At 41.7% G+C, this 14,738-nt stretch carries 14 protein-coding genes and 2 pseudogenes; 5 read left to right on the forward strand and 11 right to left on the reverse strand.

Going from position 1 to position 14,738, the window contains the following annotated elements:
• Nucleotides 1–203: 203 nt before the first annotated feature.
• From V7K36_RS03615 to V7K36_RS03635, 5 genes are all read right to left on the reverse strand, one after another.
• Nucleotides 204–767: an HdeD family acid-resistance protein gene (locus V7K36_RS03615; RefSeq protein ID WP_335113288.1), complete on the reverse strand. Its 564-nt coding sequence runs from the start codon at nt 765–767 to the stop codon at nt 204–206.
• Between the two features lie 185 nt (nt 768–952).
• Complete coding sequence (locus tag V7K36_RS03620; RefSeq protein ID WP_334939563.1) at nt 953–1,504, reverse strand: alpha/beta hydrolase; 552 nt, start codon at nt 1,502–1,504, stop codon at nt 953–955.
• Between the two features lie 203 nt (nt 1,505–1,707).
• The gene (locus V7K36_RS03625; RefSeq protein ID WP_334833027.1) at nt 1,708–1,914 is read right to left on the reverse strand and encodes a bromodomain-containing protein; all 207 of its coding nucleotides are present in this window, start codon (nt 1,912–1,914) and stop codon (nt 1,708–1,710) included.
• Nucleotides 1,915–2,439: 525 nt separating this feature from the next.
• Nucleotides 2,440–3,294, reverse strand: coding sequence for a cyanophycinase (locus V7K36_RS03630; RefSeq protein ID WP_335113335.1), 855 nt, complete (start codon nt 3,292–3,294; stop codon nt 2,440–2,442).
• 326 nt (nt 3,295–3,620) lie between these two features.
• On the reverse strand, nt 3,621–3,824 hold the full coding sequence (locus V7K36_RS03635) for a hypothetical protein (protein ID WP_334833029.1): 204 nt from the start codon (nt 3,822–3,824) through the stop codon (nt 3,621–3,623).
• 545 nt (nt 3,825–4,369) lie between these two features.
• Here V7K36_RS03635 and V7K36_RS03640 point away from each other — a divergent pair.
• Entirely contained in the window at nt 4,370–4,624 is a 255-nt protein-coding gene (locus tag V7K36_RS03640; RefSeq protein WP_335113290.1) for a hypothetical protein, read from the forward strand.
• A gap of 111 nt (nt 4,625–4,735) precedes the next feature.
• Here the strand turns inward: V7K36_RS03640 and V7K36_RS03645 are convergent, their stop codons facing one another.
• Nucleotides 4,736–6,886 (reverse strand): cytochrome-c peroxidase, encoded by a 2,151-nt coding sequence (locus V7K36_RS03645; RefSeq protein WP_335113292.1) that lies wholly within the window; start codon nt 6,884–6,886, stop codon nt 4,736–4,738.
• 506 nt (nt 6,887–7,392) lie between these two features.
• On the opposite strand from V7K36_RS03645, the gene V7K36_RS03650 reads away from it, so the two are divergent.
• Together V7K36_RS03650 and V7K36_RS03655 are read left to right on the forward strand one after the other, a co-directional pair.
• Nucleotides 7,393–8,316, forward strand: a complete 924-nt coding sequence (locus V7K36_RS03650; protein ID WP_335113293.1) for a DMT family transporter — start codon at nt 7,393–7,395, stop codon at nt 8,314–8,316.
• A gap of 711 nt (nt 8,317–9,027) precedes the next feature.
• Nucleotides 9,028–10,743 (forward strand): alpha/beta hydrolase, encoded by a 1,716-nt coding sequence (locus V7K36_RS03655; protein ID WP_335113295.1) that lies wholly within the window; start codon nt 9,028–9,030, stop codon nt 10,741–10,743.
• 308 nt (nt 10,744–11,051) lie between these two features.
• Here the strand turns inward: V7K36_RS03655 and V7K36_RS03660 are convergent.
• Nucleotides 11,052–11,207: pseudogene (locus V7K36_RS03660) on the reverse strand (AraC family transcriptional regulator CmrA); the annotation flags it as partial.
• Between the two features lie 52 nt (nt 11,208–11,259).
• Between V7K36_RS03660 and V7K36_RS03665 the strand changes: the two are divergent.
• A complete protein-coding gene (locus V7K36_RS03665) occupies nt 11,260–11,649 on the forward strand; it encodes a (R)-mandelonitrile lyase (protein ID WP_335113299.1) in 390 nt (129 codons plus the stop codon).
• A 51-nt stretch (nt 11,650–11,700) separates the two neighbouring features.
• Complete coding sequence (locus tag V7K36_RS03670) at nt 11,701–11,919, forward strand: aldo/keto reductase (protein ID WP_335113301.1); 219 nt, start codon at nt 11,701–11,703, stop codon at nt 11,917–11,919.
• 264 nt (nt 11,920–12,183) lie between these two features.
• Here V7K36_RS03670 and V7K36_RS03675 read toward each other — a convergent pair.
• The 4 genes and pseudogenes from V7K36_RS03675 to V7K36_RS33980 all read right to left on the reverse strand — a co-directional run.
• Nucleotides 12,184–12,759: pseudogene (locus V7K36_RS03675) on the reverse strand (AAA-like domain-containing protein); the annotation flags it as partial.
• Nucleotides 12,760–13,086: 327 nt separating this feature from the next.
• Entirely contained in the window at nt 13,087–13,713 is a 627-nt protein-coding gene (locus V7K36_RS03680; protein WP_335113302.1) for a type I restriction endonuclease, read from the reverse strand.
• Nucleotides 13,714–13,779: 66 nt separating this feature from the next.
• Nucleotides 13,780–13,992 (reverse strand): AAA-like domain-containing protein, encoded by a 213-nt coding sequence (locus tag V7K36_RS33975; protein WP_442948431.1) that lies wholly within the window; start codon nt 13,990–13,992, stop codon nt 13,780–13,782.
• 25 nt (nt 13,993–14,017) lie between these two features.
• Nucleotides 14,018–14,698, reverse strand: coding sequence for an AAA-like domain-containing protein (locus V7K36_RS33980; protein ID WP_442948432.1), 681 nt, complete (start codon nt 14,696–14,698; stop codon nt 14,018–14,020).
• Nucleotides 14,699–14,738 lie beyond the last annotated feature (40 nt).

Below are 14,738 nucleotides of genomic sequence, written 5' to 3' on the forward strand. Positions count from 1 at the left end.
AACAATGCATTGCTATGGTTTAGCATTGCAACATATTGCCCAATTTAATTCGCTAGGGATTAATGAAATGCTGTACTAACGAATGTGGATTAAATAAAATGCAAAACTTCATCCTGTCTCCAGCTTCCCTCTCCTTTATAAGGAGAGGGATTGAGGGTGAGGTAAGCCAGGGACATAAATTATATGTTATTTAATTCTTATTCCTAAGCAGTTTGGTCAGAAGGATTCAAGGTAGAACGCGCATTCAATGAGAACATGACGCGTGAAACGCCAGTGAAAATAATGCTGATACCAACTAGTGTCCCCAGCAACCAAGGCGCATTGAAAGGCCACTGAAACCAAATCATTGCACCTAAGACCAGCGTAATAATGCCATTACTTAGTATCCACGTCCAGTTCGCTTGCGGACGTAACTGGAATGCCAGAATTAACTCAAATGTGCCTTCAGTCAGTAAAAAGGTGCCAAGCAACAGAGTCAGTGTGAGAACACCTGTATAAGGGTAAACAAACAGCATTATACCAGTTGCAATATAGAGTCCGCTCAAGAGAAGTTTCCAAATAAAACCACCTCGATCGCGGGTTTGAGTGGCATAAACTAGTTTTGTAAATCCGGCGAAAATCAAAATCGCTGCAATCCAAGTTTCGGTGAATATGGTAGTGAAATTAGGCGCTGCGATCGCAATAACCCCCAAAATACTCAGGAGAACACCAGTTATCAGTGACCCATTAACATTCTTCTTAATATCTCTAGAAACATCGGTTGTCATAAAAATCTTTTCCCTATTCTTAAACTCAACTCTACATTTAGATTAGAGAATTTCTAAGTAACAAGGTATGAACCCTAAGATAGACTCATCAGTATTGACTTAATCCTGATCATGACTTAAATTTATAACTATTGAGACACTAAAGCAATCATCTGATGATAACTGTATTGTCTCTAACCTAGCCTTCATAAGAGTTCTGCAAGATTGCTTAGGCGTTGATAAACAGCGATAAGGCGATCGCCTTCAAGTTCAACAGAAGTATTTGGATAATTCTGAATCGCTCCAAGCAGAGTAACTTCACCCTTTTGTTTAATAGATGCACTTAAAGCGCTTTGCAGGGCCTGCTGATCTAGTTGTCCTGCGGGAGGATGAACTACTTCACCAATTTGGTCAACCAAAATCGGCCCTGCCCAGCTAGACAGCAAGCTATTTAAAAAGGCGGGATCGGCTTTTATGGGGGCTTTCAGTGCCTTACGAGCTAGTGCGGGGTCTTGTTGGGCTGCCTGCAAATAAGCCCTTAACGTCGGGGTAGTCTTACCAGTTTCTGTAAACTGGCTTAATTCTTGAACAGATATTTGCCCCTGAAAAGTACCATACTTTAAAACAACTTGCTCGGCAGCATTGGCATTAGTACTTGAGAATAGAACAATAGTGCTTACGCCTAAAGCTACTGTTTGAGTGAGTAACTTAGTAAATTTCCTATTGTTTAATCGATTGAAAAGTTGAGAAATCTGCATTTTGTCTAACTTTATAATGGTACAGAGCGTACATAAGCGTTTTTGCCTATGTCTTAGGAATGTGAATTAAATAACGTCCAAATATGGTTTTTAACCTCACCCCGCCTTTGACTTTTGTCAAAGTCTCGCCTCTCCGAACTCACGAAGAGGGGTTGGAGGTGAGGTTTTGTATTTTATTAAATCCGCGTTCCTTAGTATTAAACCTATTTATTAGGCGCAGCATGAGGTAATATAGACTGCTGTTCGTCTAAAGTTGGTGCCGGTACGCCCAAATGCTTCCTTGCAGATTCTTCAGCTAGCTTTCGGTCTTGCTCGTTCTCGAACTGACTCTCATCTAACAAATGAGGATTTTTTGCCGCTTCATCTCGGCTTGGTCGATAGCCATTTTTCCACCTGTACTTCCAGTCCATAATTTGAAAGGCAGATATACTACGATTTGATTTCTTAGTTATTCATAGTAGGCGCTTAATGGAACATGACACTCCTGCTATAGGTTGAAGAGGCTCATTCTGAGGGTACAAATTTAACATAATCTTTGAGTAACAATACTCTATTGGCCAGAAGTTGATAGATTAGCACCCTGAAAACAAGTTATGAGTGGCGATCGCAAATCTAATAACTCTTGTCATCATCTGCGATCGCTGTTGCAATATCTTAATAAACTTTTACTATCGAAGCTTTGCTGCTTCTGCCTTATGCAGGAGAAGTTTATTAACTTTAAAAGGCAGACTTTCTTTGATTTTATGTTTTTATTCAAAAACCGAGTTATAGGAGTTTGCTGAAAGTAGTATTAATAATTAATCCCCCCTTTCCTCCTGAAAAAGCGAGATTATGTCCCCTATTTCTGAGAGTACTTGGGAGGATATTCAAGAGACAAATGTCACTAATGTACAAGTATTAATTATTTATTCAATTTAAACAGCACCTGCTAAAACTTAAGTGCTGATTAAACTAACAGGTACAGAGCCATTTGCCCGAGAGCGATTATTTAGGATAGGTTGACGAGTTTTCAAGTCAAATTTGAAACCATGTGGCAAAATATGAAGCTTTGCTCCGCAAATCGCCAAAGCCTCATCCTTCAAAATTTCGCCCATATTGTTATATGTACCCTCTGATTCATCAACAATCGTAACCGCACCTAGGCCAATCACTTCAACTTGGTTATTTGCCACTACCATAGCGGTATTTTCGTCAATACCGAATCCCAAAACAGCAGGCTGTAGTATCAAAGCTGAAATTAAGCGTCCCAAGCGTCCGCGCTGAGAAAAATGCTGGTCGATTACCACTCCTGGTAGGAAACCAAGACCTGGACCCATTTCCACAGTTTCAATCCGAGGATGTGTTTCTGAGTCGCCTTCCACAATCATGACGTCTGGCATCACGGCAGCTCCGGCACTTGTGCCTGCGATAACTATACCTTCAGAGAACCGTTTGTGAATCGCTGTATCTATTTCAGTGTCCTTGAGGATGCTGGTAATCCGAGCCTGGTTTCCCCCAGTAAAAAATACTCCAGTCGCTTTATTAATAGCTTCTAATGCGGTAGATGAAGATGCATCTTCGCGGGTTTCTGTATCAATAATGCGAACATTCTCGGCTCCCAGCCGCTCAAATACTCTGATATAATTTTCTCCCACTTCTCTTGGTAATTCTGTCGCCGCTGTAATAATTACAATGTACGCCTTCGTACCCCCAGCGCGTCGCACAAAGTCCCGCAAAATTTGGCAATCTCCTTCCTTGTCTTCAGCTCCTCCAATAATTATCAACTGCCCTTTGGTATTACTTTCCACAATGATCTCTCCTAAATTTAAGTTAATAAATTTCACTAAACCATGACAATTCAAACTATCCAAACACCCTTTTGGTAGATTATTTGATAGAAAGTAGTATTAAAGCTTGCGTAGACGCAAAGCGGCTTGTCGTTAGACATCGCAATCAAACCAAAAGATTTTTCCGAGAAAATTTACTTAATAAAATCCATAAAGACAACTGCCTCTAGAGAGATTTTCTAGAGGCATTGTTGACTATCTTGCTAATTGCCGATCAGGAATTTATCGTGCGATCGTGAATGATTGGTATTAACTCTAGGTAACTACGATTAGATATCTGATGGCAAGTCCTAATGAATGCGACTTCTGTAAAGCAAGTTAGTTAAGAAAAAACGTGCTTGTTCTAGTGGGAGATGCCTGGGTTTGCCTTGGTAGACAATTTGATACTCATTTATGTCTGGGCCATCACCATGCCCAGAGATCAGCTTTTGGTGAAAAGCTTTCTCAGCAAGTTCTCGAATTTCATCTCTTAGAGGAGCTTGTGTGCTATTCATAACTTTGCTGTGTTTTTAATACCCCATTATTTATACAAATTCTTGGGCTGGTTTTGCACCTTTCAAAGGTTATATCTTTGACTTGTCATGAGGATGAATTGATCTTTGTTTATTCTTTACTGAAGAAGGAGCATTTAATTAGGGACTTCCAAGTAAAAAAATATACCATCGCTTTTATGGCAGGGTAGCAGGGGCTTTCTAGCAAGGGGGATAGAAAAGAATTGGGATTCGACCCCACGGCCACGAGAACCAGTTATAAGAAGTGGGGGTTTCCACAATAACAAAAGGTGGGAAAAATGCGAAGAAGGAAGTTGCTTTACATTCTTTTGTATGAACTCTTGATTATCCTGTCGTTAGTTGATACATTCAGTACACAGTCAATAGTGAGTTACTGACACAAGTTCCCAGTCTCGCCAAGTAATTCTGTTATGACGAGTTGCTCAGATTCGGAATTCGATTGCTCACTCATAAGATGCAACTACCGTTGTTTTTCAGGAGTTGCTCAGATTTTGAGATTAACACACACACAAAAACAAGAGATTATTATGAATAAAAACAGAATCAAGGCAAAAGCAGCCGACGACAAAAATCTGCAAACTCCAGTTGGGGAGGAACTTTCGGACTATAAATCGCAGGCAGTATGTGGAGGAAATTGTAAACAGAAACCGAAAAAAAAACCACTAAGATTAACATTGTTGGCTTCCCATGACCCAAATTACCATAACCCAAATAGTGAATACTATGGATCTGGTGCTGCTCAACTAGAATTAGGTCGAGCTTTGCCCGTAATACACCTATAACCCCTGCATTTCTACAGAGGTTACACACGTTTGTTGACAAAATTCAGTTTTTATTATTAAGCCATCAATAGAAATGGCTTAATAATTAAGATAAGTAGCCAAAGTTGCTAGTTAGTTCAGGAAATTTCGAGTGCCACTACCACCATACCTACCAACAGCAGGAATTTCCAGTAGGCTATCTGTAGCATTACCAGTGCCGTCATTGGTAACAGAGGTAGAGTTACCCGGATGTCCATTAGGAACAAATAGTTGCGGGTGGTCAAAAGGTGCTTTCTCATGGACAACTCGCTCATCGGTAAGTCCTTTTAAAAAGGCAACCAATTGCTGTTTTTCCTCTGGTGACAGATTCAATATTGGAAGACCTCCAAAGTCACCACCCCGACTGTAAAAATCAACCACTTGCTCTAAAGTTCCCTGACCTCCGTTGTGAAAGTAGGGGGCAGTGAGTTCCACATTCCGAAGCCCAGGTGCTTTGAAGGCTCCGTCTGCAACTACGCTCTCACTGACATTCAATGGTGGAGTTAGGGTAGGAGGGTCTACGCCCAGGAGATTCCTAAATTTCCCCTGTTGAGCCAACCGTGCCTCTGAGAGTGGATTACCTAAAGGTTCATTACCACCCAAACCGGGATCGTCTGTGGCAGGTCTGACACCAATATTGAAGAAGCCAGTGTCTTCAGGTGATTTTGTACCAAACGGTGAACGTCTGATTCGTCCGTTTTGAGCCACGCTGCTCACTGAAGCAGATGTTAATTCCAATCCACTATGGCAACCGATGCACCCCTTGCCCTCGAATAGTTTCTTCCCTTGTTGCTGCTGCGCGGTGAGGGCGCTGGTGTTTCCTTCCAAGAAGCGATCGTAGGGCGTATCGTTGGCAATGAGTGTAGCCTCGTACAATTGAACTGCAAGCCCAAAAAATAGCGAGAAGTTATACTCCAACAGCGTGTACTCATTGGTTTGGGAAGAGTTATCACCCTTGTTGACAAAACTCCGTCTACCTTGAGCATCAACTTGGATGAGTCGATTAGAGTTCCACCACTGCGGCTTAAAGGCATCTTGAACCAGCTGTTGGTAGGTTTTATCCTTTAGCCCGGGTTTAGGCGATCTACTATTTGCACCTAAAACGCTGTCTTGTGGATGCACAACCTGTTTGCCTAGTGGTCTGAGGGTAGATAACTTTTGCCCCAGTACTCGGGGGAGCTTTGTACCCGTAATTGACAGAACATTTTGCAGCAGTCCACTGATAGAATTTATGTTGTCAATTTGCGAGAGATTATCATCAATTTCTTGAATGGAACTGAGTAGTGGTCCGAGCATAAAATCATCTTCCGGCAGTCCAGTAATAGATTTTCTTTTGTTAGTTTGCCCGAACTTATTACCGATTTCTTGAAAGGTGCGACCATCAGCCGACAACTCGGTGGAACTGAGTGGCGGTCCGAGCGCCTGAGAAGCCAAAGACGAATTATTCAGGCTGATTTTGACAAATTCGAGCTGATTTGGGTTATTTGCTTTCACCACAGAGGCGTTAGGATCTCTTAAACCAAATGGATTCACCCCATTAAAGATGTTTTGCGCCTTTCCGTCCAAGAAGTTGCGAAAGTTGAATGCTGCATTAATCACGGTTGGCGTGTTGCGCGCCTGGACGCGGCGCACATTCGTACCTCCCACATTAAACACCGGATCTGGATCAGTTTTTACTTGGTCTTGCGGACTACCAGGTGTGACACCAACAAACTTCGCATTGAAAGCTCCTTGAGATGAGCTAACATCGTTACGGTCAGACAGAACAGTTTTAGAATCACTGGCCAGCTTGTGGAAGGGAAAATCTTCCGGCTTGAGCTGGTAGTTTGGTGCGCCACCTACATTAAAAGCTGTATCTGGATTCGGTGTACCATCGGCGTTGACCCGAAAAAGCCCAGGATTGATCTGATTTTTGGATCTATTATCGGCTCCAGCATGGAAGTGACAACTAGCACAGGAGGTCAGTCCGTCGCTCCCAACCTGTATATCCCAAAAAAGAGTTTTTCCTAACTTTATTGCAGCTACTTTGTCTTTTACGAAGTCTCCAAGATTGTCAGGCTCTGGAACCGATACGCTCTTGAGCGAAACTGGAGGCGACCCCGTAACCTGCGCTGATACACTATTTCCAGCAATTACTGCTACCAGAATAATCGCAGCAATTGTTATAGTCTTTGAAAATCTTGATCTCAGGTAGTTAGGCTGGCCATCTTTGAATTTCCAGCCTTGGCGCTTTATTTTTGTCATCAAAGATTTGAGCAAAAATCGACCTTTTGAGGTCAGTAGCAAGTAAGTTGATAAGCCAGTAGTAAAGACTACTAGGCTTATTATGGGTATAATTCCCATAGTTTTTTCATAAAATAACAACGTGAAAAATTATACATCTGTGAGCAAGTTTCAAATTTATTATTCGTGTAAAGTAATTATGCAATTTACAAATTTTATGTGAACAAAAAACGCCATCGGACTACAAGTGACAATTCAAAATTCAAAATTCACGCATTCAAAATTCAAACATTTTAGACAATTTCAGACCGGAATTTAAACCTCGACTGAAATTGAAGCTATGTGTAATGGTACAGGTCTTAAACCCTTTGATTTACGATAAATTCAGTAACGTAGGTAAGCTATTCTATATTTAACTTGCATTAAGGCTGCTAATATGCTTACTTCACAATAGGTTGATAAAATTTAGATATGCAAATTAGATATGTTTTAACTTATGATCAGCCCTACTTTAATAGGATATTAGAATGTCACTACATCAAAGTTCTGGTCGGTGGCGCTTAGGGCTAGCGTTATCGCTGTTGACGGTTTTATTGTGGGGAATTTTACCTATTGCTCTGACGGTAACTCTGCAAGTACTTGATGTCTATACCGTCATTTGGTTTCGGTTTCTGGTATCTTTTTTACTGCTTGCTGCGTATTTAGTAATACGCGGTAAATTACCAAAGTTAGAACAATTATGTTCTGCTGCTTGGAAGTTATTAGCGATCGCTACACTTTTCTTAGGGATTAATTACTTTTTCTTTATGCAAGGTTTAGCACTAACATCGCCTGCTAATGCTGAAGTTCTCGTTCAATTATCTACCCTTTTATTAGGTTTAGGAGGGTTAGTAGTTTTTAAAGAACGTTACCGGCTGCATCAATGGATTGGTGTAAGTGTAATGACTTGCGGTTATCTTTTATTTTTTCGGGAACAACTAACAAATTTAATTACAGCGCATGGCACATATATACTAGGTAGTGTTTTGATTGTGCTAGGAGCAGCAACATGGGCTATTTATGCTTTGGCACAAAAGCAGTTATTACAATCTTTATCTTCCCCTAGTATTATGCTGATTATTTACGGGGGCTGTGCTTTATTATTCACCCCTCTAGCCAGAGTTAAATCACTTTTTACACTTGACACTTTCCATTTAGGAATATTAGTTTTTTGTGCTTTAAATACTTTAATTGCTTACGGTGCTTTTGCCGAATCATTAGAACATTGGGAAGCATCACGAGTGAGTGCAGTATTAGCTTTAGCTCCAATTGTGACATTAATATCAGTTACAGTTATATCAGTTATTGCACCTGATTGGACATCACCAGAACACTTGACTTTTCTAGCAGTATTAGGAGCGGGTTTAGTAGTCACAGGTTCAGTAGCGATCGCCTTGGGAAAAGCTGATTAATAAAAATGATTTTCAGGATTATTACTGGGTTTTTCATCTAGTAAATTCGTGCCATATTCAAAGCTACAACATAAATACTGAGGCAGGGTATTTTTTATTTGCTATGATTTAATAGTGAAGGCAAACTACTGGAGTCAAAATAATTCGTAATTCGTAATTATTTGATGAGCCGATTGCAAGATGGATACTTTACCTATCTATAGCCATTTTCAATCCGGTGAGGTACAGGTATGCAAACAGATATAACCCCCTAACCCCCTTCCCGAAGCGGGAAGGGGGAAAAATTCAAAGCCTCTCTCCTTTTAGGAGAGAGGAATAGAAGTGAGGTCAAAATTGTACCTCACGCTTGTCGAAAACCGCTATATGTGACTCTGTAGTATTTAATTGTTGACCTTATAGCCAACCAAAAAAGTCTTTGAATAAAAATTCATAAATCAGAATTCAGGAGCGGAGCCGAAGACACTCCGCCGAGGCGTCAGAATCAATTACTAGTTAATTGGGAATCACTAAATTTTTTGACTACCAAATACTAGATTTCGTGGAAATTTTAAACCCATTCAAACCCTTTATCCGAAGCCAGCTACATCCACAATTCATTGCTGAATTCTGACTCATGAATTCTGTTTGATAACTTAAGTAAACCAAGCAGGGTGCCCGAATAACTACCAAAGCCAACACCTAATAAAACCAGACTACCGAAACAGTTGAGCGATGAATAGTTTGTTTGGTAATTGGGCTAGCACCCTCAGAAAAAATTCTCTATTGCTGATTTTTTCAATGGTGCTGCCAACATTTGATATTAGTAATTCTGTCTTGGCAGCAGAGCGGATTTATGCCTCTTATTCAGCTTTAGAGCTTTCCATTTCAGTCACTGCTTTAGAAAACTACGCCAAAACAGGTGTAATTGACAACGATTTGGCAGCGTATCAGCAATATCTGCCTCTTGAAAAGCTTCAGGGATTGCGGCGGATTTTACTTCATCGTGTGAAAGTTAGTCCAGCAGTAGTTTCGCAACTTCTCTACACACCGCAAGGTAAATTTTTGCTACATCGGTTGGCGCAAGTGATTAGAACCAAATCTCCTCAGCCAGAACCAGAATTTGATGCCTTGCGTTCGGCGCTAATTTTAGCCTCTGCGGAATCGGGAGGCTTGACACTTTTGAATGTGTTGCGTAAATATCCCAACAGCAGTATTCACCTTGATGTAGCAGAGACTTTGGAAATAGCTAGGGAATTGGAGAAACTTGTTAATCAAACCCATCGGGCGATCGCAGCAGTTTCCCAAAAGTCTAAAATAGAAGCTGCTACCATTTCACAACCAAATTTCTCACAATTGCCCGATTTGCAGGTTCCGGGGAAGTTGAAGTCGCAAAAATACACCCGGAAGTTTTTTGACTCAACGCGCAATCGGCTTTTATTAACTGATATTTACATTCCGAATATCCAGAAGACTGCACCCGTAATTGTGATTTCTCACGGCTTGGGTTTAGACAGCAGCAACTTTCAATATTTAGCTACTCACCTAGCTTCCTACGGATTTGCCGTCGTCGTTCCCAATCATCCTGGTAGTGATGCTAAACAATTACATTCTCTGTTGAATGGACACGCCATTGAAGTAGCAGAACCAAGTGAATTTAAAGACCGTCCTTTGGATGTGACATATATATTGAATCAATTGGAAAAAGATAATCAATCTGATTCACGGTTTAAAAATCGGTTAAATCTGCAACAAGTCGGAGTATTTGGTCAATCTTTGGGAGGTTACACAGCCTTAGCTTTGGCAGGTGCTAAAATCAACTTTCAGCAGCTAAAACAAGACTGTCAACCAGCAGCACTGCAAAATACCTGGAATATGTCTTTACTGCTCCAGTGTCGCGCTTTGGAACTGAGCATCAGCAAGTCTGACAAGGATTATAACTTGCGGGATGAGAGAGTGAAAGCTGCGATCGCAGTTAATCCGATTACTAGCTCTATTTTCGGCAAAGCGGGCTTAAGTCAAACAAAAACTCCAGTGATGATTGTCAGCAGTAGTGATGATACAGTTGCACCAGCTTTATCCGAGCAAATTTTACCTTTCTCCTGGTTTGCAAATTCACAAAAGTATCTCGTCATGCTTGTAGGTGGCACCCATTTCTCCACTATTGGCAATGGCAACCCTGCAAATCAACAAATAGCACTACCTGCCGATATGATTGGTGATGCTTCCCAAGCGCGTCGTTACATGAATGTTTTGAGTTTATCTTTCTTCCAAACCTATGTTGCAGGAAAATCACAATACACCCGTTATCTTAACGCCGCCTACACTCAAAGTATTTCTAGTAAGTCCCTTGGTTTGAGTCTCGTCAAGTCATTGAATACAACCGAATTAGCTCAATTGCTGGATATAAAAGCAGCCAAACCCGCAAAAAAAAACTCCCCAATACTATAGTCGGCTTCGGATTTTGGATGTTGGATATTGGTGTTGCATTGCTGCATGTGATGATTTTTATTTGACTAGCAGCAATTGGGACTAAATTCAAAGAAATATACGAGTAAGGTGTCTTACGGTGTTATGTCTGTGGGGTGAACAGCCGTAATTTCTGAATAACGGGTAAAATCACTAACATTAAATGTAAGGATATGGGGTAAGCCATGAATATGAACTGTCTTGATCAATCTGCCGTATTCCTGAAGTGCCCACGTTAAAGGATGTTTGCGTGGAAACGATTTCTGCAAGATTAGGACGTCTTGAGGAGATCATACTAAACTAGCAGTCTCCCTAACAGCTTCTCGCAGCCGCTCCACATCGCGTATCGGTGGTGCACCAAAGAGCCGCTTGTACTCCCTGTTGAAGTGCGAGGCATCATCATAACCTACACGGTAAGCAGCACTGGTAGCGTCAAGGTTTTGCCCCTCTACGATTGGACTAGCAACCAAAACGACATCAAGTGAAGGAATTAAGAAAATGGACATCAAAAGAAGTGGCTTTCAGCCTTCCGCCAAAGGACCGACTGAGTATTTTACCGGCACTGTCCGCATTGATCCCCTGTTCGAGGCACACGATCCGGCACGCACGTCTGGCGCCAGTGTCACGTTCGAGCCCGGCGCTCGGACAGCAACCCACCCATTGGGACAGACCCTGATCGTGACGGCGGGCTACGGCCTTGTACAACGCTGGGGCGGACCGATCGAGGAAATTCGGCCGGGAGACGTGATCTGGATCTCGCCGAGTGAGAAGCATTGGCACGGTGCCACAGCAACCACAGCCATGACACACATCGCCATTCAGGAATGGCTCGACGGCAAGCCCGTGGACTGGATGGAAAAGGTCAGTGACGAGCAATATCGGTTCTGAGCGTGAAGTAAGACAGTTGCAACCTTTAATTCAAAGACAGGAGTTCAAAAAATGCAAAAGCGCAAACTTGGAAACAGTAATTTGGAAGTCTCAGCGATCGGGCTGGGCTGCATGGGGTTAAACTGTGTTTACAGCCATACTCTTGAAAAGGGAGAAAGCATCGCTCTACTCCAAGACGCAGTTGAGCGTGGAGTTACCTTCTTTGATACTGCCGAAATGTATGGACCATTCACTAATGAAGAATTGGTGGGTGAAGCGATCGCACCGTAGAAGAGGAAGGATCGGATGACAAATGAATCCCAGACAAACAGATCTGACCGGCCGTTGAGGATTACTGAAACAGTACACCGGAATCACGAAGAACTGTTTCCAAACCACAAATCAACGCTGAAAATAAGTGATCCCGAGTTGATCGAGCTTTTTGATAACTTCGCCTTCGACGAGGTTCTTGCTCATGGCAAGATGGATACAAAGGAGAAAGCAAAATGCAAACGCGCAAACTTGGAAACAGCAATTTAGAAGTCTCGGCGATCGGGCTCGGCTGCATGGGAATGAGCTTTTCCTATGGTCCGCCCAAAGACACGCAGGATTATATTCAGGATGGTCTGCTCGTCGGTTATAGCAATCTCGAATCACTGCAAAAAAGTCATCCAAATTGAATGAAAGACTCAGAACGCTATCAATTTCATCAATAAAAATAACAATATTTTCAGTAATTGTTTTTAGTAAAATTGTTTCAATAAACTTGCTCAAGCGCTGTACTGGAGAAAGCAAACCGTTATCAGTCCACCAAGTATCTAAATCAAAAGTTATATAAAGATTCAAACTTCCCACTAGAGTATCAATCACCCCGGCATACCACTGTTCTGGGGTAATATCTACCGTCCCAATAGCTGTAATATCAACAACAGCACAAGCAAATCCCTCTGTTTGCAACTGCTGCATTACCTGCACCCGCAAGCTAGATTTCCCCATCTGCCGGGAATTGAGTACATAACAAAAATCCCCAGCCTTCAAGCCTTCATAGAGGTCATAGTCAGCTTGCCGTCTAACATAAGTTGGGGCATTTTGAGGCAGACTACCACCGACTTGATATTGGTACTGGGTCATAAACAATTAAAAATTCACTCATTCAAAATTCAAAATTAACGCCGTGTGCGACTTTCTTTCAAACCTAACCCCCAGCCCCTTCCCTGCTAGGTAAGGGGTGCAAGAATCAAAGCCTCTCTCCGCTTGCCTAACGGCAGGCTGACGCCAACGGCGAGAGGAATGGAAGCGGGGTTCCAAGAATAAGTTGCACATCGCGTAAATTATGAAATCAAGCTAGTTTGGTAGGGTGTGTTAGCGATAGCGTAACGCACCGAGAGTATTGATATGGTGCGTTAGCCAAGGGTATAACGCACCCTACAAGATTACTACTATTAATGTACGCAATAATTACGAATTACGAATTAAATCAGCTAGGCGTTTTAAGACTTTAACGACAGTATGTATATCATCCCGACTATCTAAAGCAAACAAATCAGATAGGGCATATTGTGAGGTTTCAGCTTTCATCAGTTTGATAAATCTAAATTCATTACCATTGCAGATAAACCCAAAAACAGGTTTTTCGGAACTTACATCCGCTAGCATATAAGCCAATGCTTGTGGAATTGCTGGCACTAAGGAGTAATCTGCTCGTTTTGCTTCTACAACTAGAACCCAGAATGGTGGTTTAAAAACTAAGATATCAATACGTCCTCTAACAATTGTGCCTTCGTCTTCAGAACAAATTTCCACCTGTTGTTCCGACGCAATGTAAAAAGGCGGTTGATAAAAACCTGCTAGACGCAATAGTGGAGATAGCACCACCATTTTGACTACAGGCTCTAAAATTTGGTAGCGGGATAAATGCAAATATTCTGCCTTGACTTCGTTGAGAGATTGCTTTTCTAAGTCACTCAACTCAGGTAAATCATGCTGCCACTCTGAGAAAAACTGTTCGTTGTCTGCACGTTGTAGCCCAAATTCATCAATAAGTTGGGCTAAGGTTATATCTCTTCCTTGAATAACTTGAACCATTTTTTTATCCTTTTAGTTAAATAGTAATTGCAGATGAAAGTCCTATTGCACTCTTAATGTAGTTTTTTAATTTTTAATTCCCAAGCGATGCCTGCGGCGGGCTACGCCTACGCAAAAATATTGACGATACAATTCACATAGAGGTATCACTTCATTGCCTTGAAACTTCACTAACCCCATACTGCGGAGTTTAAACGCTTCACTTGTGCCTACATCCACGGGGCGATTTGCTGTCATCACTTGTTTAACCGCAGCCAGCAATTCTGCATCCTCTTGCAAATTCAGCCAATGACGGCGAAGATGGTCACTGTAAGGGCTTTCCTCTGTTGCAGCGTGCAGCGATTTTTTGCAGATTTTCCAGCGTCATCCTACCACGGGCAATTTCATAAAGCGCTACCCGCACTAAATAAGGATGACCACCCACCAGTGTTATTAATTCTTCAATTTGTGAGTTAGACCAATTGAGGTTGTGACATTGTACTAAATCTTGTACTTGTATTTGATTGAAGTCTGGCAACTCAATGGGTAAACCCACATTAAAAGGCGACTGATTTATATTGAGTGGGATATAAACTTCCTTAGAATGCACAATTACTAACCGGAGATTTTTCCAAACTGTCTCATTCTTTGACCGCTCATGCCAAGCTCGTAGTAATCCAAAAAAATCAGCAGCAATTATGGGATGCTTAAAGACTTCATCGACTTCATCCAAACCCAAAGCTATGGGGCTATTAATGGCGGGTAATAAATACCGTTGAAAATAATTTGTAGATTTATTCTTGCTACCTAAAATACCCTTCCAATACTCGTCTAATTTATCGGGTAGATTCAGCTCGTAAGTAATACTGCCACAAAACCACTGCAAAAACTGATCTAAATTACCAAAAGATTCTGCATCGGCTGATTGGAAATTCACGGATACTGTTTGATAGTCATGTTGACTAGCATGATGGAGAACCCGCGACATGAGCGAAGTTTTGCCCATCTGCCGGGGAGCTTTGATGTGAATTAAAGCCCCTGGTTGA

Source organism: Nostoc sp. (genome assembly GCF_036919555.1).
In the GTDB taxonomy this organism is placed as follows: Bacteria; Cyanobacteriota; Cyanobacteriia; order Cyanobacteriales; family Nostocaceae; genus Nostoc.

Excerpts from the sequence above, each read along its gene's own strand:
- V7K36_RS03635 (WP_334833029.1), bottom strand. The coding sequence starts at position 3,824 with ATGAATAGCACACAAGCTCCTCTAAGAGATGAAATTCGAGAACTTGCT.
- V7K36_RS03645 (WP_335113292.1), bottom strand. The coding sequence starts at position 6,886 with ATGACAAAAATAAAGCGCCAAGGCTGGAAATTCAAAGATGGCCAGCCT.
- V7K36_RS03615 (WP_335113288.1), bottom strand. The coding sequence starts at position 767 with ATGACAACCGATGTTTCTAGAGATATTAAGAAGAATGTTAATGGGTCA.
- V7K36_RS03665 (WP_335113299.1), top strand. The coding sequence starts at position 11,260 with ATGGACATCAAAAGAAGTGGCTTTCAGCCTTCCGCCAAAGGACCGACT.
- V7K36_RS03670 (WP_335113301.1), top strand. The coding sequence starts at position 11,701 with ATGCAAAAGCGCAAACTTGGAAACAGTAATTTGGAAGTCTCAGCGATC.
- V7K36_RS03640 (WP_335113290.1), top strand. The coding sequence starts at position 4,370 with ATGAATAAAAACAGAATCAAGGCAAAAGCAGCCGACGACAAAAATCTG.
- V7K36_RS03625 (WP_334833027.1), bottom strand. The coding sequence starts at position 1,914 with ATGGACTGGAAGTACAGGTGGAAAAATGGCTATCGACCAAGCCGAGAT.
- V7K36_RS03620 (WP_334939563.1), bottom strand. The coding sequence starts at position 1,504 with ATGCAGATTTCTCAACTTTTCAATCGATTAAACAATAGGAAATTTACT.
- V7K36_RS03680 (WP_335113302.1), bottom strand. The coding sequence starts at position 13,713 with ATGGTTCAAGTTATTCAAGGAAGAGATATAACCTTAGCCCAACTTATT.
- V7K36_RS03655 (WP_335113295.1), top strand. The coding sequence starts at position 9,028 with ATGAATAGTTTGTTTGGTAATTGGGCTAGCACCCTCAGAAAAAATTCT.
- V7K36_RS03650 (WP_335113293.1), top strand. The coding sequence starts at position 7,393 with ATGTCACTACATCAAAGTTCTGGTCGGTGGCGCTTAGGGCTAGCGTTA.
- V7K36_RS33980 (WP_442948432.1), bottom strand. The coding sequence starts at position 14,698 with ATGGGCAAAACTTCGCTCATGTCGCGGGTTCTCCATCATGCTAGTCAA.